General features: G+C 62.3%; 16 protein-coding genes. 3 read left to right on the forward strand and 13 right to left on the reverse strand.

Translation table 11 applies throughout. The annotated features are described in order from the left end of the window. Positions 1-41: 41 nt before the first annotated feature. From AACP62_RS07585 to AACP62_RS07605, 5 genes are all read right to left on the reverse strand, one after another. Entirely contained in the window at positions 42-3,122 is a 3,081-nt protein-coding gene (locus AACP62_RS07585; protein WP_339347482.1) for a bifunctional [glutamine synthetase] adenylyltransferase/[glutamine synthetase]-adenylyl-L-tyrosine phosphorylase, read from the reverse strand. Positions 3,123-3,205: 83 nt separating this feature from the next. Then, on the reverse strand, positions 3,206-3,406 hold the full coding sequence (locus tag AACP62_RS07590; RefSeq protein ID WP_024627988.1) for a hypothetical protein: 201 nt from the start codon (positions 3,404-3,406) through the stop codon (positions 3,206-3,208). Between the two features lie 88 nt (positions 3,407-3,494). Continuing rightward, the gene (gene mmsB, locus AACP62_RS07595) at positions 3,495-4,730 is read right to left on the reverse strand and encodes a multiple monosaccharide ABC transporter permease (protein WP_024627987.1); all 1,236 of its coding nucleotides are present in this window, start codon (positions 4,728-4,730) and stop codon (positions 3,495-3,497) included. Then, complete coding sequence (locus AACP62_RS07600; RefSeq protein WP_198219904.1) at positions 4,727-6,283, reverse strand: sugar ABC transporter ATP-binding protein; 1,557 nt, start codon at positions 6,281-6,283, stop codon at positions 4,727-4,729. The genes mmsB and AACP62_RS07600 overlap by 4 nt, the downstream gene beginning before the upstream one ends. A gap of 77 nt (positions 6,284-6,360) precedes the next feature. After that, positions 6,361-7,515: a substrate-binding domain-containing protein gene (locus AACP62_RS07605; protein ID WP_198184202.1), complete on the reverse strand. Its 1,155-nt coding sequence runs from the start codon at positions 7,513-7,515 to the stop codon at positions 6,361-6,363. A 236-nt stretch (positions 7,516-7,751) separates the two neighbouring features. Between AACP62_RS07605 and AACP62_RS07610 the strand changes: the two genes are divergently transcribed. The 3 genes from AACP62_RS07610 to AACP62_RS07620 are packed head-to-tail and all read left to right on the forward strand — an operon-like array spanning position 7,752 to position 10,137. After that, positions 7,752-8,945, forward strand: a complete 1,194-nt coding sequence (locus AACP62_RS07610) for an ROK family transcriptional regulator (protein ID WP_339347491.1) — start codon at positions 7,752-7,754, stop codon at positions 8,943-8,945. A 36-nt stretch (positions 8,946-8,981) separates the two neighbouring features. After that, on the forward strand, positions 8,982-9,800 hold the full coding sequence (locus AACP62_RS07615) for an ATP-binding cassette domain-containing protein (RefSeq protein WP_339347493.1): 819 nt from the start codon (positions 8,982-8,984) through the stop codon (positions 9,798-9,800). A 16-nt stretch (positions 9,801-9,816) separates the two neighbouring features. Further along, positions 9,817-10,137, forward strand: coding sequence for a hypothetical protein (locus AACP62_RS07620; RefSeq protein ID WP_339347495.1), 321 nt, complete (start codon positions 9,817-9,819; stop codon positions 10,135-10,137). Between the two features lie 58 nt (positions 10,138-10,195). Here AACP62_RS07620 and metF read toward each other — a convergent pair whose 3' ends face one another. The 8 genes from metF to AACP62_RS07660 form a co-directional block, all read right to left on the reverse strand. Continuing rightward, positions 10,196-11,077 carry a methylenetetrahydrofolate reductase [NAD(P)H] gene (gene metF / locus AACP62_RS07625; protein ID WP_339347496.1) on the reverse strand — a complete coding sequence of 294 codons (882 nt, stop codon included), beginning with the start codon at positions 11,075-11,077 and terminating at the stop codon, positions 10,196-10,198. Further along, positions 11,070-13,406 (reverse strand): 5-methyltetrahydropteroyltriglutamate--homocysteine S-methyltransferase, encoded by a 2,337-nt coding sequence (gene metE, locus AACP62_RS07630; protein ID WP_339347498.1) that lies wholly within the window; start codon positions 13,404-13,406, stop codon positions 11,070-11,072. Before metE ends, metF begins: the two co-directional genes overlap by 8 nt. A 179-nt stretch (positions 13,407-13,585) precedes the next feature. Next, positions 13,586-14,146 carry a SixA phosphatase family protein gene (locus AACP62_RS07635; protein ID WP_339347500.1) on the reverse strand — a complete coding sequence of 187 codons (561 nt, stop codon included), beginning with the start codon at positions 14,144-14,146 and terminating at the stop codon, positions 13,586-13,588. An 80-nt stretch (positions 14,147-14,226) separates the two neighbouring features. Beyond that, positions 14,227-15,357, reverse strand: coding sequence for a tRNA (adenine-N1)-methyltransferase (locus AACP62_RS07640; RefSeq protein ID WP_425332930.1), 1,131 nt, complete (start codon positions 15,355-15,357; stop codon positions 14,227-14,229). 12 nt (positions 15,358-15,369) lie between these two features. Beyond that, the gene (locus AACP62_RS07645) at positions 15,370-17,316 is read right to left on the reverse strand and encodes an ABC transporter ATP-binding protein (protein WP_339347504.1); all 1,947 of its coding nucleotides are present in this window, start codon (positions 17,314-17,316) and stop codon (positions 15,370-15,372) included. Next, entirely contained in the window at positions 17,317-19,080 is a 1,764-nt protein-coding gene (locus AACP62_RS07650) for an ABC transporter ATP-binding protein (protein WP_339347506.1), read from the reverse strand. It abuts the gene before it with no gap. Between the two features lie 142 nt (positions 19,081-19,222). Further along, positions 19,223-20,062 carry an ABC transporter ATP-binding protein gene (locus tag AACP62_RS07655; protein WP_339347537.1) on the reverse strand — a complete coding sequence of 280 codons (840 nt, stop codon included), beginning with the start codon at positions 20,060-20,062 and terminating at the stop codon, positions 19,223-19,225. 2 nt (positions 20,063-20,064) lie between these two features. Then, positions 20,065-20,517, reverse strand: a complete 453-nt coding sequence (locus AACP62_RS07660) for a tripartite tricarboxylate transporter TctB family protein (protein ID WP_339347508.1) — start codon at positions 20,515-20,517, stop codon at positions 20,065-20,067. Positions 20,518-20,538: the final 21 nt, after the last annotated feature.

Genomic DNA, 20,538 nt, shown 5'->3' on the forward strand with positions numbered 1-20,538 from the left:
ATGTGACCTGAACAAGCATACGACGCCGGATGGACCCGGGGTCAGCCTCCGTAGAAGAGCCGTTCCATGACCTGCCTGCAGCGGCGCATGGCCGCCAGCAGCTCGTTGACGAAGTGCTGGCCCCGGTGGGCCGGGTAGCCCAGACAGACCGCGATGCCTCCCAGAACCTGACCGTCGTCCGGCAGGATGTCCGCCTGGGAGACGCGTCCGGACCAGAGGAAGTTGGCGTTGCGGGCTGCGGTGCAGAGCACCCAGCTGCGGCGCAGGGCCTCGGCATCCTTGGTCTCTATGAGTCCCGCAGCCTCCAGGGCGTCCAGGGCAGTCAGCGTGCCGGTGACCTGCAGATCAGGCAGATTGTGGGCGTAGCGCAGCTGGAGGAGCTGAACCGTCCACTCCACGTCAGACAGCCCTCCCCTGCCCAGCTTCAGATGCCGGTCCCGACGCACCCCGCGCGGCAGCCGCTCCGCCTCCATCCTGGCCTTGAGACGGCGGATCTGCCCCAGCTCCTCCTCATTGGGCTGCTGCTCGGGGTAGCGAAGCGGATTGGCTATGCCCTCCAGGAAGTCCTCGGCCAAGCCGGCATTCCCGGCCGCAAATCTGGCCCGGATCAGTGCCTGATGTTCCCAGGTATCTGACCAGTCGCGGTAGTAGCGCTGGTAGGAGTCCAAGGAACGCACCAAAGGCCCCTGGCGTCCTTCGGGGCGCAGGTCGAAGTCCAGATCGATGCCGGGCTCCAGACTGGCCCGTCCAGTCAGGACGGCCCGCAGGTCGGCGGTCACTCCACGTGCGAATTCGGCCGCCTGGTCCTGATCGGCGCCCGATGCGGGACGGTAGACCAGCATGATGTCGGCATCCGAGTTGAAGTTGACCTCCCTGCCACCGTAGCGCCCCATGGCGATGAGGGCCATTTCTGCCGGCGCACTAGTCTGTTCCAGACGGTGATCCACGGCCCAGTCCAGGGCGGCATCGATGGCGGCATCGTAGACATCCGACATCCCGGCCAGGCAGGCCTGCTGATCGTCCACCCCGCTCATCCAGCCCAGCCCGATCCTCTCTATCTCCTGTCGGCGCATGGCCCGCACAGCGGTGGCGAACTCCTCCAGTGAGTCCGCGTGCCGGGTTCGATAGGCAGCAGCGCGCTTGTCCAGGGTGGCCCGTTCGCGGGGGATCATGTCCCGGTCATGGCCCAGCCAGGTCACCGACTGAACGGACCTGGCCAGGGCGCCGGACAGATAGCGGGAGTTGGACAGGACGTGGCAGAGGCGGCGGGCGGCCGAGGTGGAGTCCCGCAGGAAGCCCAGGTAGGTGCTCTTGCCGCCGAAGTGCTCCTCAAGGGTTCGCCAGCCCAGAAGACCCATGTCCGGATCCTGCCCCTCCCCCAGCCATTGGAGGACGGCGGGCATGAGAATACGGTTGATCCTCGCCGACCGAGTGACCCCTGTGGTCAGTGCCGTGACGTGGCGGATGGCTGCATCGGGGTCGGCAAAGCCGATGGAGGCGAACCTGGCGCGGGCCGCCTGGGGGCGCAGGCTGACCTCGTCCTCGTCCACCTGGGCGTTGATGGGCAGCATGGGACGGAAGTAGATGGCCTGGTGAAGGTTGCGAACCTCGATTCTGGTGGCCTGGTATCGGGCCAGCATCTGGTCGGCATGCAGTCCGAAGGCACGGGCCAGCCGCCGCAGATCGCGGTTGTTCTCCAGCTCCTCCAGACTGGGCGGCCGTTTGCCGGGGGTGCCTGAACGGTTGATTTTCGGGAAGAGGTGGGTGCGGCGCAGCTGCCACATCTGCAGACGATGTTCCATGACCCGTTCGAACCGATAGTCATGGTCCAGCTGGTCGCCGTGCTTGCGCGAAATGTAGCCGCCACGGGACAGGGCCTGCAGGGCATCCAGGGTGGCCGGACAACGCAGATCGTCGTCGCTGGAGCCGTGGACCAGCTGGAGCATCTGGACGGTGAATTCAACATCCCGCAGTCCGCCCTGGCCAAGCTTGATCTCCCGCTCCTTGCGGTTCTCAGGTATCAACCTCTCCACCCGCTGGCGCATCCGCTGGCAGTCGTAGACGAAGTTGGGTCGCTGGCAGGCACCCCAGACCAGGGGCTCGATCATGGCAGAGTAGTCCTGTCCCAGGGCCTTGTCGCCCGCAACCGGACGGGCCTTGAGCAGGGCCTGGAACTCCCAATTCTCGGCCCATTGGGCATAGTAGTCAGCATAGGAGGCCAGGCGACGGACCAGCGGGCCGTCACGTCCCTCGGGCCTAAGGGCGGTATCAACCTTCCAGAGCGGCGGCTCGGTCGAACCGGGGATGACCGACTGGCAGACCCGCTGCAGGAGGACGGCCATGGCAGTGCCCACGGCGATGAGATCGGACTGACTGGTGTCCGTCCCCGAGGCCGGCTCCACCACGTACATGAGATCCACATCGGACACGTAGTTGAGTTCCTGGGCGCCCAGCTTGCCCATGCCGATGACCGCCAGACGACATGAATCCGCATCGGAAACCTGACGGCGGGCGATGCTCAGAGCCCCTTGAAGCGCAGCATCGGCCATGTCGGACAGGGCCCGGCTGATTGCTGGCTCCAGCTCCAGAGGATTCTTGGCTGCCAGGTCCCGGGCCATGACTGCAGCCAGCTGCAGCCGGTATTCGAACCGCAGCGCATCGGCGTAGGCCGCCAGCGAGGGCACGGAGTCCGATTTTGCTTCCACCTTATCCAAGGCGTCAAGGACCCGCTTCTGTCTGGTTTCCGCCGGACAGTCAGCCAAGTGATCCGGATCCAGGGCAGCCGCCTCTACCAACTCCGGCCGCGAGCGCATCAGTCGGCCCATGGCCTCCGAGGCCCCCAGCACTCTGATCAGCGACTGGGCGGCCTCTTGGTTTTCCCGTGGGGAACCGGAAAGAAAGTCCGGCCTGACTCCCTGCGGATACTGTTCGAGAATTCGTGTCAGCCCCGCAAGGGCTTCGTCCGGATCGCAGGGCTGTCCCAGGGCTTGGACCAGGGTTTGCGCCAGAGTCTGGTCGTCCACCAGACGGGCAAGCCGATCCAGCCGAACCCGGGCCTTGTCCAGGTCGTGTAGCCCAAGGTGGATCAGGGTCGAAGTGGTCGGTCGCACCGGATCTTCCATGAATTATCCCCTGCCTTTCCTCAGGCCCGCAACGGCTCTGATGTCTGCGGAACCGGTACAGGCATTATAGGGGTGACGGGTCGTCAGCCCTTGCGGCCCTCCCGGAAGGCGCAGACGGCACAGTATACGGTGACCACAGCTAAGCAGACGGAGAAAATCAGTGTAGGCCATGTCAGCAGGCTGCCGTCCCGCACAGCCTCAGCCAGAGATTGGACCAGCCAGATGGCGCAGGCCGCAGCAGTCAGACCATACATCCGAGAACGAGCCTTGCCGGTGATACGCACGGTTGTGCTCCTTTTTATCTATGTTCCGAAGATAGTTGATTGGCATGAGGGGCGACGGAAAGCGCCCGTCCCTCATGCCAATAATTGGTTAGCTCTTGCGGCGCTTGGACATGACGTCAATGGCCACGGCCAGGAGGAGCACCAGCCCCTTGATGGTCTTGACGATGGCCGTGTCCACGCCCATGATGGACAGCCCCTGGTTGATCACGCCCATGACGAAGGCTCCGACGACAGCCCCGGGAATGGTCCCGATGCCGCCGGTGACAGCCGTGCCACCGATGAAGCAGGATGCGATGGCGTCCATTTCAAACTCCATGCCAGCCTGGGCAGTGGCCGAGGCCAGTCGTGAAAGCATGCAGATGGCCGCCACAGCGGACAGGAAGCCCATGTGGACGAATAGCGTGAAGTCCACCCGTTTGGCGTTGATGCCCGAGAGCACGGCAGCCTTGCGGTTGCCGCCCACTGCGTAGACATGCCGGCCGAAGACGGTCCTGGTGAGGATGAAGTTGTAGATCAGGACCAATACGGCCACGATGACCAGCATTATGGGCGTTCCGCCCTGGTTCTCATTACCGGAGGAGGCCAGCAGGTAGGTCACGAAGAGGATGACGACTGCGGCCACGATGATCTTGCCGGTCATCAAGGCCTTGGGCTCGGGAACCAGACCTACAGCCAGGGTCTTACGACGACGGGCAATCTGCGACCAGGCGTATGCCAGGATGCAGATCAGGCCCAGCACCACGGTCAGGCCGTCGAAGGGCCCCCACCATCCCAGGATGTTGGGCAGGTAGTCGCGGGCGATCCCTCTGAACTGCGCGGAGGTAATGGGCACGGACTCACCGACGATGACTGTGGCCAGACCACGGAAGATCAGCATGCCGGCCAGGGTGGTGATGAATCCTGGAATGCCGATGACGGCGACCCAGAATCCCTGCCAGATGCCGATCAGCAGACCCACTATCAGGGACAGGCCGATGGCCACGATCCAGTTGACCCCCATATGCTCCATAAGGATGGCGCACACGCCTCCGATGAAGGCCACCAGAGAGCCCACCGACAGATCAATGTGGGTGGCGATGATGACCATGACCATGCCGATGGCCAGGATGATCACGTAGGCGTTCTGCTGGATCAGCGAGACGAAGCTGTTGGGCTTGAGCAGCACCCCCTTGGTCAGTATTTCGAAGACGACCACGATGACCACCAGGGCGCCGACGATGCCATACTGCCGGGCGTTGCTGGCCAGGGAGGCCAGAATGCCAGGTCCTGCCTGTTCTTGTTCCACCGCCTGGGCGGTGCTCTTGTTGCTGTTGGGCGAGCTCATCTGGCTGCCACTCCCTTCTTTTCCTGGGTCATGCCCTTCATCAGATATTCCTGTGAGAAGTCCCGGCGCTCCACGTCGTTGGTGATGACCCCCTGGCTGACCGTATAAATACGGTCACAGATGCCGATCAGCTCTGGCAATTCCGAGGAGATGACCACCACAGCCTTGCCCTGGTCGACCAGCCGGTCGATGATCTCGTAGATCTCGTACTTGGCTCCCACATCAATGCCTCGGGTGGGCTCGTCCAGGATGAGCACATCAGGATCCGAAATCACCCACTTGGCCAGCACGACCTTTTGCTGGTTGCCGCCGGAAAGGGTGGAGACGGGTACATCGATGTTGCTGCACTTGATGTTGAAGTCCTTGCGGTACTCCTCCACCCGTGCCCTCTCAAGGTTCTCGTTCATGACTCCATGACTGCTCATTTTCTTGAGCGAGGCCATGGAGGCGTTTTCCCTGATGTTCTGAAGCAGGTTGAGTCCGAAGACCTTGCGGTCCTCAGTGGCGTAGGCCAAGCCCGAATCGATGGCCGACTGGACGTTCGGCAGCTCGACCTGACGGCCATGTATCTCGATCCTGCCGCTGATGTGGCTGCCGTAGGACCGCCCGAAGATGCTCATGGCCATCTCGGTGCGGCCCGCACCCATGAGTCCCGCCAGTCCGACGATCTCACCCTGGTGAACCACCAGATTGGCATGATCGACCACGGTGCGGGAGGGATCCTGCGGGTGATGGACAGTCCAGTCGCTTACCTTGAGCACCTCCTTGCCGATGTGTGGCACGTGCTCTGGATAAAGGTTGGTCAGCTCGCGGCCGACCATCTTCTGGATGAGCAGATCCTGATCCAGAGGGTGGTCCGCGTCGATTCGCATACCACCCACCGTGGAGCCATCCCGTAGAATGGTCACCCCATCCGCAATCTGCCCCACCTCACCCAGCTTGTGGGTGATGAGGATGCTGGTCACTCCCTGCTCGTCACGCAGCTGCCTGACCAGGTCCAGCAGATGATCGGAATCATCGTCGTTCAAGGCGGCTGTGGGCTCATCCAGAATAAGTAGCCTGACATGCTTGGACAGCGCCTTGGCGATCTCCACCAGCTGCTGCTTGCCCACTCCAAGATCCATGACCCTGGTGTCGGGATTCTCGTTCAGCCCTACACGCTCCAACAGACGCGAAGCCTTGGCCCTGGTGGTGTCCCAGTCCATTACGCCATTGTGGGCCTGCTCATTGCCTAGGAAGATGTTCTCCGCAATGGACAGGAAAGGGCTCAGCGCCAGCTCCTGATGGATGATGACGATGCCGTCGTCCTCCGAATCATTGATGGTCCGGTAGCGACAGGGCTTGCCATCGAACAGGATTTCGCCGGTATAGCTGCCGTGTGGATAGACCCCGGACAGCACATTCATCAGGGTGGACTTACCGGCCCCGTTTTCCCCACAGATGGCATGGATTTCGCCCTTGCGTACGTCCATGTCGACATTGGACAGGGCCTTTACCGGACCGAAGGTCTTGGTGATTCCCTGCATTCGCAACAAGATGTCCTCGTCGGACATACTTTCACCTCCTGTGCGCCGACCGTCCCTCCCCTTGACCGGAAGGGGGACGGTCGGGCGCGACTGTGATGCCAACCTCACTTGGTCAGCTGATCGAATCGGTCCTGGGTCAGGTATTTCGCCTTGACCAGATCGGTCAAATTGTCCTTGGTGATGGCCTTGGGGTCCAGCAGCTTCGAAGGCACCTTGATGCTGTTGTTGTCAAAGGTGCCGTTGATACCGGTGACCTTCTTGCCTTGGGCGATTTCAATAATCATGTCGTAGACGGCCTGGGCCAGCTTGTTGACGTCCTTGAAGACGGTCTGGCCCTGCAGTCCCTTGGAGATGTTGGCCACGGAGATCTCCATGGCGTCCTGCCCGGTGATCTTGGGCCAGCTGTCGGTATTGGGCTGGATGTCGGGCCTCTTGGACTGGATGGCGTTGATGACTCCCTGGCTGATGCCGTCATAGGGGCTCAGCACCGCATCCAGCCGCTCGCCGTGGGAGTAGGTGGAATCGAGGATGGACTCCATGTCCTTCTGGGCCTGTTCGGTCTTCCAGGACTGCACCGAGATCTTCTGCCAGTCGGAGAGCTTGAAGTCCTTGGTCACACCGCCGCCATGCTGGGAGGGGCTGACCAGAACGCCTGACTGGAAGTAAGGCTGCAGCAGCTCCCAGGCCCCCTTGAAGAAGTACTTGGCGTTGTTGTCGTCGGGAGAACCGGTAAAGAGCTCAATGTTGAATGGACCCTTGGCTCCGTTTTTGAGCCCCAGCTGGTCAATCAGCCAGTTGGCCTCCAGCACGCCGGTGCGCTCAAGCTGGAAAGTCGCATAGTAATCAACGGCCTTGGTGTTCATGATCAGCCGGTCATAGGCGATGACCTTGGCCCCGGCATCCTTGGCCTTCTCGACAGCCGGTCCTACGGCGGTGCCGTCCTTGGAGGCCACCACCACGATCTTGGCGCCCTTGTTGACCATGTTCTCGATGTCGGCGTTTTGCTGGGCGGGCTTGTCGTCCGCAAAGGAGAGCACTACCTTGTAGCCTGCCTTCTCCAGTTTGCTCTTGAGGTTGTTGCCGTCCTTGTTCCAACGCTCCTCGGACTTGGTCGGCATGGACACACCGATGGTGGCGCCTTTGCTGATCGCCCCTCCCTCCTGGGAGGAACTGGAGGCACGTGATCCTCCACAGGCGCCCAGTCCGGTCAGCATGGCGACGCCAATGGCCGCCGCCATGGCACGTTGCATCATCTTCATGAAGACTCCTTCATCCTTGAATTCTCTGGCAGGCATCTCCGTCTGCCTGGGCCCCTTCATTGCAGGCCCAGTGGTCAGCATACCCAATTGTGTTAACTTTATCAACTCAATAAAGCACATTTTCCGATTGTCTGTTTTGTATATGAATTTAATAATTCACTCGAATCGTTCACTGCCATCGGCGAAAGGGCAGCTATTGGCGGGGGCAAGCCACGATCTTGGCTACACTGGAACCTATGGCACATCGATTGTTCGGTTCACAGTCCTCATTGCGTGAGGCCAACCGTGCACTACTGCTGGATACGATCCGAAGATTCGGCGCCATGACCCAGATCGAATTGGCTGAAAATACCGGGCTTTCAACAGCAACTGTATCCAACCTGGTACGTCTGATGGGCGATCAGGGACTTCTGGAGACATCCTCAACCACCAGAAACGGCCGTCGCGCCACCCTGGTCATGCTGGCCCGCCGCAAGGGCCTTGGAGTCGGGCTCTACATCGGCCGTCACGAGATGCGGCTAGAAGTGGTCGACGCCAGCCATGCCATCCTGGCAGAGCATGATATGGCTCTGCCACGCCAGCACAAACCGGACACCACCCTGGAACGGGCCATGATCCTGATCAAGGAAACGTTGACCTCCATCGGTGCCCAATCGGACGAGCTTGTCGGTCTGGGCTTGGCCATGGGGGCCCCAGTGGACTGCAGAACTCACCGGCTGGCCATTCCCGGCATCCTGCGAGGCTGGGACAAGGAGGATTTGATAGGCACCTTCCACGAGGCTTTCCAGGTGCCGGTCCAAGTGGACAACGATGCCAACTTCTCGGCTATGGCCGAGCTGAGAATGGGAGCAGCAGTCGGCAGACGAAACTTCGTTTACATCCACGCCAACGACGGTGTGGGCGCGGGAATCGTCATCAACGGCGAGGTATGGCGGGGCACCACCGGGCTTGCCGGCGAGATAGGCCATGTTCAGGTTGATCCCCTAGGCGATATCTGCATCTGCGGCAACCGCGGGTGCCTGAATACGGTGGTCGATGAGAGCCGCCTGGTCTCCTTGCTCAGCGTGACCCACGGGAACATGACCCTGGAGGATCTGGTGGCCAATGCCGGCAAGGGGGACCCGGGCTGCAGACGGATTGTAGGAGATGCGGCCATCCGCATCGGCAATGTAGTAGCCGATCTTTGCAACGCCGTGGATCCCGAAGTGGTGGTCCTGGGAGGCATCCTGAGTACAACCGAAGAGGTCTTTCTGGAACCCCTCCAGGAGACTCTCCAGCGCATGCTTTTCCCTGATGCCATGGTTCCCATGGAGGTTCTCCCTGCCCGCTATCCGATTACCGGTTCCGCTCTGGGGGCGGCTATGATGGCTGTCGATAGCGTCAACGAACACATTGATGTGTCCACCAAATCCGCAGGTCGATCATCGTAGAGGAGGTGACCTGGATTGCATGAAACCTCTGTCTTGATGCAGATGGAAGACCTCTGCATCAGGTTCGGGTTCGTTGAGGCCCTCAAACATATAAACCTGGATATTCGTCAGCACGAAGTGCTCGCCGTTGTGGGCGACAATGGAGCGGGCAAGTCCACACTGGTCAGGATTTTATCCGGCTTGATCCGACCCGATCAGGGTACGCTGCTCTGGAAGGGCCGACGGACCAGCATTCCCTCGATCAGAGTCGCCAACCAGTTGGGCATTGCAGCCGTCTTCCAAGGGCAGGACTTCTGCGACAACCTGGATGTCTCCTCCAACCTCTTCCTGGGCAAGGAGCTGCGCGATCGTCACCATCGCCGTGATGACGAAGCCATGCGTCGGCGCACCCGTCAGGTCCTCCAGTCGCTGTCCTCCCCCATCCGCGTGGGACAACCCATGGCTACCTTGTCTTTGGGACAAAAACAGACCGTATCAATCGCAAGGACTCTGCTGGACGATCCCGAGCTGATCCTGCTGGACGAACCGACGGCCTCCTTATCCGTCATGCAGTCCGCCGAGGTGCTCAACTACATCAAGCGCATGCGTTCCGAGGGCCGCAGCATCCTGATGGTCTGTCACGATCTGCCGGACGTTTTCGCGGTTTCTGACCGCATAGCAGTCATGCGCCAGGGACGTCTGGTAGGAGTCCTTCCTACGGCCAAGACATCTTATGAAACTGTAATAGCGTTGATTTCAGGCATTGATCCCGAGGATGTCATACAGGACCAGGAGCAGCTGGATGCCATGGCCAGAGCCAACGCCCGCGTCCACGCCCTGCGCGGCACCAGAAAGGCCTCGCCCGAGCAATCATGAAAGAAGGAACCCTAGAATGCACTTGACCGATACCCTCCTGACAATCGTGTGCGCCCTGATAGGGCTGGCGATAGGACTGATCTATGGACTTCTGCCGAAGAGAAACGACAGAATGACCGATTCTCAGCAACGCTGGATACCGGTCCTATCCTTGATCGGCCCCGGCCTTGTGGTAGTCATGATTCTGCTTGGACATGACCTGGCCTCCTGGTTGACCATAGGAGGGATGATCCTCGGTCTGTTGATTGGCATGATACCGACGCTGAACAGGGCTGCACTCAAGGTCTGGCCATGGCTGAGGCCCCGCACCGACAATCAGGGCCAAAAGCGTCGCTGAAGGCTGGCGATCACGCTTTTGCCGTCATCGATGCGGGGCCTCCCCCGCTCCTATGCAATTATTTTTGGCTGCTGACCGCCTCCTCCTTGGCACCCACCTGATGGAAGAGGTGACGGACGTTGTGCCAGATGCGCCTGGTGACCCCTGAGTGGTTCATGGAATAGAGATGGATGCCGTCCACCCCATGAGCCACCAGGTCGGCAATCTGTTGAGAGGCGTAGATGATGCCCGCCTCGCGCAGGCTGGCCCGGTCGTCGCCCCAGCGCTCCAGGATGGACTCGACAGCCGCCGGGATCCGCGCCTTGCAGACCTCGCTCATGTGCCGGACCTGGCCCTCGTTGGTGATGGGCATGATGCCGGCCTCGATGGGCACCTGGATGCCGGCTGCCCGGGCCCGGTCCAGAAAGTCCAGAAAATCGGCGTTGTCGTAGAAGAGCTGAGAAACCAGGTGGTCCACACCGGAATCCACCTTGATTTTCAGATTCTCAATGTCCTCCTCGGGCGAGGCGGCCTCCGGATGGGTCTCCGGATAACAGGCTCCGTATATCGACAGGTTGGGCCGACGCGCCCGGATGTAGGCGGCAAGGTCGCTGGCATGGTCGAAGACTCCGGCGGGCTCACGGCCCTCCACGCTGTCGCCGCGCAGGGCCAGCACCGCTGCCACCCCGGCGTCGTCGAACATGTCCAGGGCCTGGTCGATCACCTCGCGGTCCGCATACTGGGCCGTCAAGTGCGCCACGGCAGGGATGCCGTACTCGGTATGGATGGTCTTGGCTATGCGGGCCGTGGCCGTGCGGTCTGAGCGTCGTCCGGTTCCGTAGGTCACCGAGATGAAGTCGGGCATCAACCCTTCAAGCCCATCCAGAGTGTCGTAGATGGTGCCCACCGGGGCATCACGCTTAGGGGGAAAGACCTCCAGGGAAAAGATAGGCTCATGCATGATCCGACTCCTGACTGGACGATAGTTTCGCACGCACCTGATGGGCGGCGGCCACCATGTGCTCCAGGCTGGGCCAGGTCTCCTTGTCGCCTCGGGTCTTCAACCCGCAGTCGGGATTGATCCAGACCTTGGCCGCGTCCAGCTTCTTCAGGATGGCATGGATCCGGTCCACGATCTCCTCGGTGGAGGGGATGCGCGGCGAGTGGATGTCGTAGACTCCGGGGCCTGCCTCGGTCTCGAACCTGGCCTCCTGGATGGCATCCAGAACGGTCAGGTCGGAGCGGGAGGCTTCGAAGGAGATTACATCGGCGTCCATGGCATCAATGTCCTTGATGATGTCGTTGAACTCCGAGTAGCACATGTGGGTGTGAATTTGGGTAGTGGGTTTGACCCCGGAATGCACCAGCCGGAAGGCGGGGATGGCCCAGTCCAGGTATCGGCTGTGCCAGTCGGAGCGCCGCAGCGGCAGCTTCTCGCGCAGGGCGGCCTCGTCAATCTGGATGATCCGGATGCCCGCGGCCTCCAGGTCCAGGACCTCGTCACGGATGGCCAAGGCCAGCTGGCGGGTCTGCTGCTTGTGATCGATGTCCTCGCGGGGCCAGGACCAGTTGAGAATGGTCACCGGACCGGTCAGCATCCCCTTGACCACATGCTTGGTGCGGGACTGGGCATATGAGGACCAGCGGACGGTGATGGGCCGGGCGCGGGAGATATCCCCCCAGACGATGGGAGGCTTGACGCAGCGGGTGCCATAGGACTGGACCCAGGCATTCCGGGTAAAGAGGTAGCCCTTGAGGTTCTGACCGAAGTACTCGACCATGTCGTTGCGCTCGAACTCGCCGTGGACCAGCACATCCAGGCCGATCTGCTCCTGGTGGTCGATGACCTGGTCGATCTTGCGGGCGATGAAGTCGTCGTAGTCCTCCTGGCTGATCTCCTTCTTGCGCAGGCGGGCACGCTCGGCGCGGACTTCGGCGGTCTGGGGGAAGGAGCCGATGGTGGTGGTCGGCAGCAGGGGCAGACCCAGCTCCTGGGCCTGGACTTTCTGGCGTTCGGGCCGGGCCGGGGTACGCACAAAGTCCTCGTCCTTAAGGCCGGCCAGGCGCTGCTGCACCTGGGAGTCGGGCTGAACGCGGCTGCCGTCGAAGAGCTTCTGGTTGTCGGCAAGGGCCTTGCTGGAGCGGCGCTGGTCCTCGTCGGCATCGGCCAGCCGGGCCAGGTCGTGCAGCTCGCCCAGCTTCTCCAGGGCGAAGGCGAAGTGGGGCCGCACGGTGTTGGCATCCAGCCCATCCTCGTCGGCCACCGTGTAGGGCACGTGCAGGAGGGAACATGCGGTGGACACCACCACATTCGGGGTCACCTGGTGCAGGGCATCCAGGAGTCCCAGGCTGACTGCATAGTCGTTGCGCCAGATGTTGCGGCCGTTGACCAGGCCGGCGAAGATGGTGGTTCCCTCGGGCACGCCGTGCTCCTTGAGGGCCGCCAGATTCTCATCCCGGCCCTCGACCAGATCCAAGCCGATCCCGTCGAAGCCCAGGTCAGTCAGTTGGTCATAGCAGTCGCCCACATGGCCGAAGTAGGTGTTGAGCAGAATACGGACCTTACCCTGGTCACTTTGGCGGGCCTTGAGAATGGGCTGGTAGAGGGTATCGAAGAGGTCCTGGTCGCCAGGCTCCTTGTCCAGGACCAGATAAGGCTCGTCCAGCTGTACCCAGTCGGCGCCCAGGCCGATGAACCGCTCCAGTATGGTCGCATAGGCCTTGGCCAGGTCCTGGACCAGCGCCGGGTCAGGATCCAGCAGCTCACCCTGGGGACCGCGCGCCAGCTTGAGGAAGGTGTAGGGGCCGATCAGCACCGGCTTGGCGGCGATGCCCTGCTCGCGCGCCTCCTGGTACTCCTTGAATGGTTTGTCGCCTTCCAGGGCGATTTTGGTGTCCTGATCGATCTCGGGAACCAGATAGTGGTAATTCGTGGTGAACCACTTCTTCATGGGCAGGGCGGTCACGTCACCCTGCTCCCCCTGGTAACCACGGCCCATGGCGAAGAGGGTGTCCTCGGGGCCCAGGCCCAACTTCCGATAGCGCTCGGGCACGACGCCCAGAAGGATGGACGTATCCAAGATCTGGTCGTAGTAGCTGAAATCATTGACGGGAATCAGGTCGACGCCGGCCTCCTGCTGAAGCTGCCAGTGCCTGGCCCGCAGGTCGGCGGCCGTGCGCCGAACCTCGTCCAGATTCCGTTCGCCCTTCCAATAGCCCTCGATGGCCCTCTTGAGTTCGCGGTGCGCACCGATGCGCGGGAACCCGGACACGGATGTAATCGCTGCCATGAAACCTCCCAGTTTCGTCCTGATGTCTCCGGTCAGCCTATCAGCGGCGGGGGGGAGGCGGGTAATTGGTGCAAATAAGGTGTCGCCATAAATTGAATCGATAACGACATGACAGCAGCCAGGGCATTATTGGTCGCCAAGACTGCCTATAGAAGATCGTCTACGGCTTCTTATGCCGGTCAGTCTTCAAGGTCCTGGAGGCCCAGAATGCCAAGCAAACGGGCCTGGTGGGTTCCCCAGTCGGTCAATGGTCGCTCAGACCCCAGCACGACCATGGTGGCCGGCGGCAGTCCAAGATTGAGCAGGTCCAATAGGTCGGGGTCGGAGTTGTCCTCGGCCAGCCACTGTGAGCAGATAGACATGGTGGGTTCATGCCCTAGGATGAGGACCCGGCGGTCACGATCCTCGGACTGCGCCAGCTCGTCGAAGACCGCCTGCATGCCGGATTCATAGAGGGATTCCCGGTAATCGACCCGCGGCCCGTCACCCAGGGGCTTGAGCATGCCATCCAGGGTCTGACGTGCCCGGGGCGCACCCGAACAGATGATGCGGTCGGGCACCAGGCCCAAAGCGGTCAATCCACGGCCCATGATTCGGGCCTGTTTCTGGCCTCGGTCGGTCAGCTGACGACTGCGATCACCCTGCGCACCTTGGCGTTCGGTCTTGGCATGACGCATGAGCATGAGTGTCCGGCTGCACCTGCGCAGATCCTCGGCCTTCAGACCTTTTCGCAAACCCATGCATACTTCCTTTCCCGGAGTTCCTATCAGGCGTCTTCTCCATTATGACAGAGCTGGCTGAAGGTGCGGGTCATGGGCGATCAGCTTTCCTGCTCCTTGCCGCCTTCCAGGGTGCGCACCTGATGGTCCAGGTCGCGCAACACCTTGCGCAGCTTACGATCGGAGACCCGGCGCAGCTCCAGATCCTCGAGATCCTCCAGATCCTGCATCTCATGCTCGTGATTGGATCCACTGATCCTGGCAGGCCGCCGGCCCTGATCCACGTCAGTCCGGTAGTCCTTGGTGGCCCGGATATGTTTGCGTAGTGCCTGCTGGCCGGGAGCCATGGCCCTGCTGGTCAAGAGGAAGCCGGTGTGCCCGATCATCTCATGCTCGGGTCGGACCGCTAGACCGTCGGCCTTCCAGGAACGCTCCAGACTCTCCATGATTTCTGGCTCGGTCCATCGCCCGTCTGCGCGCAGGGCCTCGGCAAGTCTGCTGAGCTGGGTGGTGGTGGTCACGTAGGCGGTCAGCACGCCGCCCGGGGCCATGACCCGATATGCCTGCTCCAGGCGGTTCCAGGGATCCAGCATGTCCAGAACAATACGGTCGAATCCGTCCTCGGGCAGGTCGGCAGCAACGGTGTCGAAGTCGCCGGTACGCAGGTCCCACTGTACAGGGCGCTGCCCAAAGAATACAGTGGCATTACCCATGGCCACCCGGGCGAACTCCTCCCGCCGCTCAATGCTGGTCAGCTTCCCCTCCGCGCCGATGGCATCCAGAAGACCCAAGCTCATCGCCCCTGAACCGGCTCCCGACTCCAAGACCCTCATGCCGGGACGGATGTCGCCAAGGAGAATGACCCTGGCCGCATCCTTGGGGTACATGATCTGGGCGCCGCGAGGCATGGAGAGAATGTAGTCCTCCAGCCGAGGACGCATGACCGTGAAAGCCCATCCTCCGATGCCTCGCGAAGACTTCCAGGGCTTGGCCCTGTCATGCTCCCCTGTGTCGGTGTCGGCATCATCCTGCTTGTGACGCATCCGGCGCCACTTGTCGGCCGAGATGGTCACCACCACGGACCCCTCGGGCAGACCGATCATGGCCTCGTGCGGCAAGAGACCGTGGTCGGTCTGGGTGAGGCCGCCTGGTTCCAGCATGACCGTCAGCTTGCGGCCGCGCCGGTCGGTCAGCTGGACCCGCTCCCCTACGCTCAGCGGACCGCGTCTCAGGCTCATGCCTCCTCAGTCCTCCTCGCCCTTGGTGAACTGGGAGTTGTAGAGGGAGGCATAGGCGCCTCCGCGCTCCAACAGCTGGTCGTGGGTGCCCTGCTCGACCACCGAGCCGTGGTTGACCACCAGGATCAGGTCGGCGTCGCGGATGGTGGACAGCCGGTGGGCGATGACGAAGGAGGTTCTGCCCTTGCGCAGGGTGTTCATGGCCTGCTGGACCAGTAGCTCGGTCCTGGTATCCACCGAGGATGTGGCCTCGTCCAGAATCAGGATGTCCGGGTCGGACAGGAAGGCCCGGCAGATGGTCATCAGCTGGCGTTCGCCCTGGCTGAGCTCGCTGCTGTCCTCATTCAAAACGGTGTCGTAGCCTTGAGGCAGCTTGCGGATGAACTCGTCCACGTGCGTTGCCTTGGCGCCATCGATCATGGTCTGCTCTGGGATGGTCTGCCCCTCGTCCAGCCCGTAGAGCAGGTTGTCGCGAACAGTGCCGTCGAATAGCCAGGTGTCCTGCAGGACCATGCCGAAGTGGCTGCGCAGGTCGTGACGGGTCACCCTGGAGGTGTCCACACCGTCGATGGTGATGCGCCCGCCTTGGATCTCGTAGAAGCGCATGAGCAGGTTGACCAGGGTGGTCTTGCCCGCGCCGGTGGGCCCGACGATGGCTATGGTCTGCCCGGGCTTGGCTTCGATGGACAGGTCCTTGATCAGCGGCTCGGCCGGATCGTAGGAGAAGCGGACGTGGTCGAAACGGACATGGCCCTCGACCTTGCCTCCGGTCTCCTGTCCCAGATGGTCGGGATGCTCGATGTCCGGCACCTCCTCGGCCTCGTCCAGGAAGTCGAAGACCCTGCGACAGGAGGCCAGGGAGGACTGGAGCATGGTGCCCATGGAGGCCAGCTGGCCGATGGGCTGGGAGGCCTGACGGGTGTACTGGGTGAAGGCCTGCAGGCCACCCAGGCTCATGCTGCCGTTGAGCACGTGCACGCCGCCGATGATGACCACGATCACGAAGCTCAGGTTGCCGAAGAAGGTTGACATAGGCGTGACCAGGGCAGAGAAGAAGGAGGCCTTGAAGCTGGCCTGGTAGAGCTCCTGGTTGCGCTCCTCGAACTCTTCCTCGGCCTTGCGCTGGTGGCCGAAGGCCCGAACCACCATGTGGCCGGAGAACATCTCCTCCACGTGGCTGTTGACCTGACCGGTGCGAATCCACTGTCTGGTGAACTGGGGCTGGGTCTTCTTGAGGATGATGCCCGCGCACAGGGCCATGACCGGGATGATGATGAAGGCGATCAGGGTCAGCAGGGGCGAGATGGTCAGCATCATGATGAAGGCGCCGATGATGGAGAAGACCGAGAAGAGCAGTTCTCCCAAAATCTGCTGCAGGGTGCCCGAGATGTTGTCGATGTCATTGGTGGTCCGGCTCATGACCTCGCCGCGCGGGGTCCGGTCGAAGTACTGCAGGGGCAACCGGTCCAGCTTGTCCTCGATCTGCCTGCGCATGGTATAGACCGCGTCGGAGACCAGCCGTGTCATCAGGAAGTTCTGCACCAGCCTGACCAGGATGGAGACCAGGTAGATGCCGATGACGAACATGAGGATGGTGCCGAAGCGCCCCCAGTCGATGCCCACGCCCACCTGGACGTTCATGGAGTCGATCATCCGGGCGAACTTGTCCTGGCCGCGGGACTGCAGGTAGGTGACCACAGCCTGCTTGGGGGTGCCGGGCTTGGCGCCCATCTTGACCAGCATGGACCCCAGCAGCCCCTCGAAGAGGACGTTGGTGGCCTCGCCCATGACCTTGGGGCCGATGACGATCATGGCCACGGCGATCATGCCGGCGAGGACCATGACGATGACCCTCCAGGGGCTGGCCAGCAGATAGTGGACCAGCCGGCCCACGGTGTGACGGCGGCCGCCCACGGCCTGCGAGCCTGTATTTACGCTCAAGTTCTTAGCCATCTACTCGGCCCTCCCCTCGTCAATGCTGAGCTCTTCCACGTCGGGACCCTGCCCGCCCTGGGATTGGACGATTTCCTGATAGGTTGGGCAGTCCTCCATGAGCTGGTCGTGGGTACCCCGGCCGACGATGCGGCCTCGGTCCAGAACCAGAATCTGGTCGGCCTGGCGGATGGATGCCGCCCTCTGGGCCACCACGATCTGGGTGGCTTCGCGGGTGACCGGCACCAGGGCCTCGTGCAGGGCACGGTCAGTGGTCATGTCCAGTGCAGAGAAGGAGTCGTCGAAGGTGTAGATGCGGGGATTGCGCAGGATGGCCCTGGCCATGCAGAGCCGCTGCTTCTGCCCGCCTGAGAAGTTGGTGCCGCCCTCGGCCACGCGGGCGTCCAGCCCCTCGGGGATCTCCCGCACGAAGTCCTCGGCCTGGGCGATGCGCAGGGCTTCCCAGATGCGGTCGTCGTCGGCCTCGGGATCGCCGTAGTGCATGTTGTCACGGATGGTGCCGGTGAAGAGGGTGGCCTTCTGCGGGACCGGCCCGAAGATCAGGGCCAGCTGGTCGGGGTCGTACTCGCGCACGTCGTGGCCGTCCACCAGGACCTGGCCGTCGGTGACGTCAAACATACGGTTGGCCAGCCGGATGATGGTGGACTTGCCGGATCCCGTGGCCCCGATGATGGCCGTGGTCGTGCCCGGCCGGGCGGTGAAGGAGATGTCAGAAAGGACCGGGTCCTGGGCGCCCGGGTAGCTGAAGTCCACGTGCTTGAACTCCAGTAGTCCCTGGGGATGCTCGTTGCGGTAGGGATGCTCGGGAGCGGCAATCTCGCTGGTGGCCTCCAGGACCTCGTTGATCCTTCGGGCGGCTACAGCCGCCCTGGGCAGCATGACCGACATCATGGCAGCCATCATCAGGCCTGACAGGATGATCATCAGGTACTGGATGAAGGCCTGCAGGGCACCGATCTGCATGGCGCCGGAGTCGATGCGTCGGCCGCCGAACCACATGATGGCCACATTGGACATGTTCAGCAGGAACCACATGAGCGGCACCATCATGCTCATCAGCCGGCCGGTGGAGATCAGGACACCGTAGACGTCGCGGTTGGCCTTGTCGAAGCGGGCGGCCTCGGTCTTCTCGCGGACGAAGGCTCGGATGACCCGCACCCCGGAGATCTGCTCGCGGACCAGGCGGTTGACCGAGTCCAGCATGTTCTGCAGACGGGTGAACAGGGGTCCCATTTTGCCCATGAGCACCAGTGCCACCAGGAGAATCAGGGGCACGATGACCGCAAGGGACCAGGTCAGGGGGCCGTCCTGGCGCAGGGCCAAAACCAGCCCGCCGATCAGCATGACCGGGGCCTGCAGGATGATCATCAGGGTCTGCATGGTGGTCATCTGCATCTGCTGAACGTCGTTGGTGGTGCGTGTGATCAGGGAACCGGCCGAGAAGCGCTCGATCTCGTTGAGGCTGAAGCCCTCAACCGAGGCGAACAGATCCCTGCGCAGCTCGTAGCCCATCCTCATGGCCAGCCGGGTGGCGCAGTAGACGGCTACCACGTTGGCCACGATTTGGATGGCGGTGATGCCCATCATCTCCCAGCCGATCCTGTAGATGGCATCCTGGTCGCCTACGGCCACGCCCTTGTCGATGATGTCCGCCTGCAGGTTGGGCAGGTAGAGATTCAAGGCCGTCTGCGCCACCTGAAAGAGCACCAGAACGGCCACCTGGAGCCAGTAAGGCCGCAGGTAGCGGGTCCATATCTTGATCACGTCAACATCCTTCACGCATATAGGTCTGCCGCGGTCCCCGGGCAGACAAACCACCACAGTCTATACCCGTGCCTTGGCGAACGAATTTGCTATTCCTTGAGCTGATACGGGCGTGTCAGAACGGGTCCGCGGGCAGTGGCGTTCAGACGGCGAATGCACCCCAGCGTCCGTCGCGGTGGACAACTGTCAGGTCCAGATCGAAGAGCTCGCTCAGACGCGGACCAGTCAGCCCGCCCTCCAAGGGGCCCTTGTAGACGATGGTGCCCGGATCCGGGTCGCCAGTGTCTGCAGTGTCGGCAGGACGCCGACCCATCATGGCTATCCGATTGAAGCCAAGGGGGATCTCCTCAAGCCGGTGGGTGACCAGGATGACCGTGCGGTCCTTGTCTTCACGACCGATGTCACTCAAGGCCCTGAGCACCAGCTCCCGGCCGCCCAGGTCCAGCCCGGTGGTCGGCTCATCCAGGATGAGCAGATCGGGATTGGCCATCAACGCCCGGCATATCAGCACCCGGCCGCGCTCCCCTTCAGAGAGCCGGTACATGCGCTTGCCCTTGAGGTAGGCGATGCCGAACCGGTCCATCAGGGCCAGGGTGGCCTCCTCCTGCTCGGGCGTGAAGGTCTCCCTCCAGCGGCCTGTGGTGTCGCTGAAGGCGGTCAGCACCACGTCGTAGGGATCCTCCTGAGGGCTGATGGTCTTGGCCAGGCCGGCCGAGGCCAGACCAATCCGATGCCGGTAGGAGAAAACGTTCACCTTGCCCAGCCGGTTGCCCAGGATCTCTACGCTGCCGGTGCTGGGAAAGCCTCGTGTGCTCATCATGGCCACCAAGGTGGATTTGCCCACGCCGTTAGGCCCGAAGAGCACCCACTTCTGCCCGCGGCCCACCTCAAGGTTGACGTCGTCCAGAATGACCCGGCCCTGACGGCGGAATCCCACGTGCTGCATAAGCACGGCCTGCTTTTCTGCCACGCTTTCGCTCATGGTCACAGGGCCGTTCCATAAGAGTCCAGATGGGGGTTGTCCCGGTTGCCGCCGACCAGGAAGAGCCCCAGTACACCCAGGCAGAAGACCGCCGCGATGGCGATGGTGGCCCAGATGGGAACGTGTGGCAGCCACATGCAGACCAGGAAGGCCAGGCCGGAGCAGATGATCAGGGCCCAGACCAGGATTCGCAGCCACTGGCGCACGCCGCTGGGAGCCCTCAGCAGACGGGGGTTGCGGTCATTGGGGTCCACGGAATCCTTCTGCACCAGGTCATCGGTGTGCCCGGTGGGCTTCCACTCGGCTCCCTGGCCAGCCTCCAGCCGACGGGAGCGCTCCTGCAAGGCCCGTTCGTCCATCACTCCGGCCCTGCCCTTGGCCGTCATCCTCCGGTCATCATTGCCGCCACGGCGGCTCCGCTTGGCCTGCGCCCTACGTTCAGCGCGGTTGGTCATATCCCACTGCCTCCATCCCTT

Origin of the sequence: Bifidobacterium apis (assembly GCF_036986835.1) — a bacterium.
Taxonomy (GTDB): domain Bacteria; phylum Actinomycetota; class Actinomycetes; order Actinomycetales; family Bifidobacteriaceae; genus Bombiscardovia; species Bombiscardovia apis_A.

Bases quoted from the DNA above. Each gene is read 5' to 3' on its own strand.
- metE (WP_339347498.1), bottom strand. From the start codon at position 13,406: ATGGCAGCGATTACATCCGTGTCCGGGTTCCCGCGCATCGGTGCGCAC.
- AACP62_RS07620 (WP_339347495.1), top strand. From the start codon at position 9,817: ATGCACTTGACCGATACCCTCCTGACAATCGTGTGCGCCCTGATAGGG.
- AACP62_RS07635 (WP_339347500.1), bottom strand. From the start codon at position 14,146: ATGGGTTTGCGAAAAGGTCTGAAGGCCGAGGATCTGCGCAGGTGCAGC.
- AACP62_RS07585 (WP_339347482.1), bottom strand. From the start codon at position 3,122: ATGGAAGATCCGGTGCGACCGACCACTTCGACCCTGATCCACCTTGGG.
- mmsB (WP_024627987.1), bottom strand. From the start codon at position 4,730: ATGAGCTCGCCCAACAGCAACAAGAGCACCGCCCAGGCGGTGGAACAA.
- AACP62_RS07605 (WP_198184202.1), bottom strand. From the start codon at position 7,515: ATGAAGATGATGCAACGTGCCATGGCGGCGGCCATTGGCGTCGCCATG.
- AACP62_RS07655 (WP_339347537.1), bottom strand. From the start codon at position 20,062: ATGAGCGAAAGCGTGGCAGAAAAGCAGGCCGTGCTTATGCAGCACGTG.
- AACP62_RS07660 (WP_339347508.1), bottom strand. From the start codon at position 20,517: ATGACCAACCGCGCTGAACGTAGGGCGCAGGCCAAGCGGAGCCGCCGT.
- AACP62_RS07615 (WP_339347493.1), top strand. From the start codon at position 8,982: ATGCAGATGGAAGACCTCTGCATCAGGTTCGGGTTCGTTGAGGCCCTC.
- metF (WP_339347496.1), bottom strand. From the start codon at position 11,077: ATGCATGAGCCTATCTTTTCCCTGGAGGTCTTTCCCCCTAAGCGTGAT.
- AACP62_RS07645 (WP_339347504.1), bottom strand. From the start codon at position 17,316: ATGGCTAAGAACTTGAGCGTAAATACAGGCTCGCAGGCCGTGGGCGGC.
- AACP62_RS07600 (WP_198219904.1), bottom strand. From the start codon at position 6,283: ATGTCCGACGAGGACATCTTGTTGCGAATGCAGGGAATCACCAAGACC.
- AACP62_RS07610 (WP_339347491.1), top strand. From the start codon at position 7,752: ATGGCACATCGATTGTTCGGTTCACAGTCCTCATTGCGTGAGGCCAAC.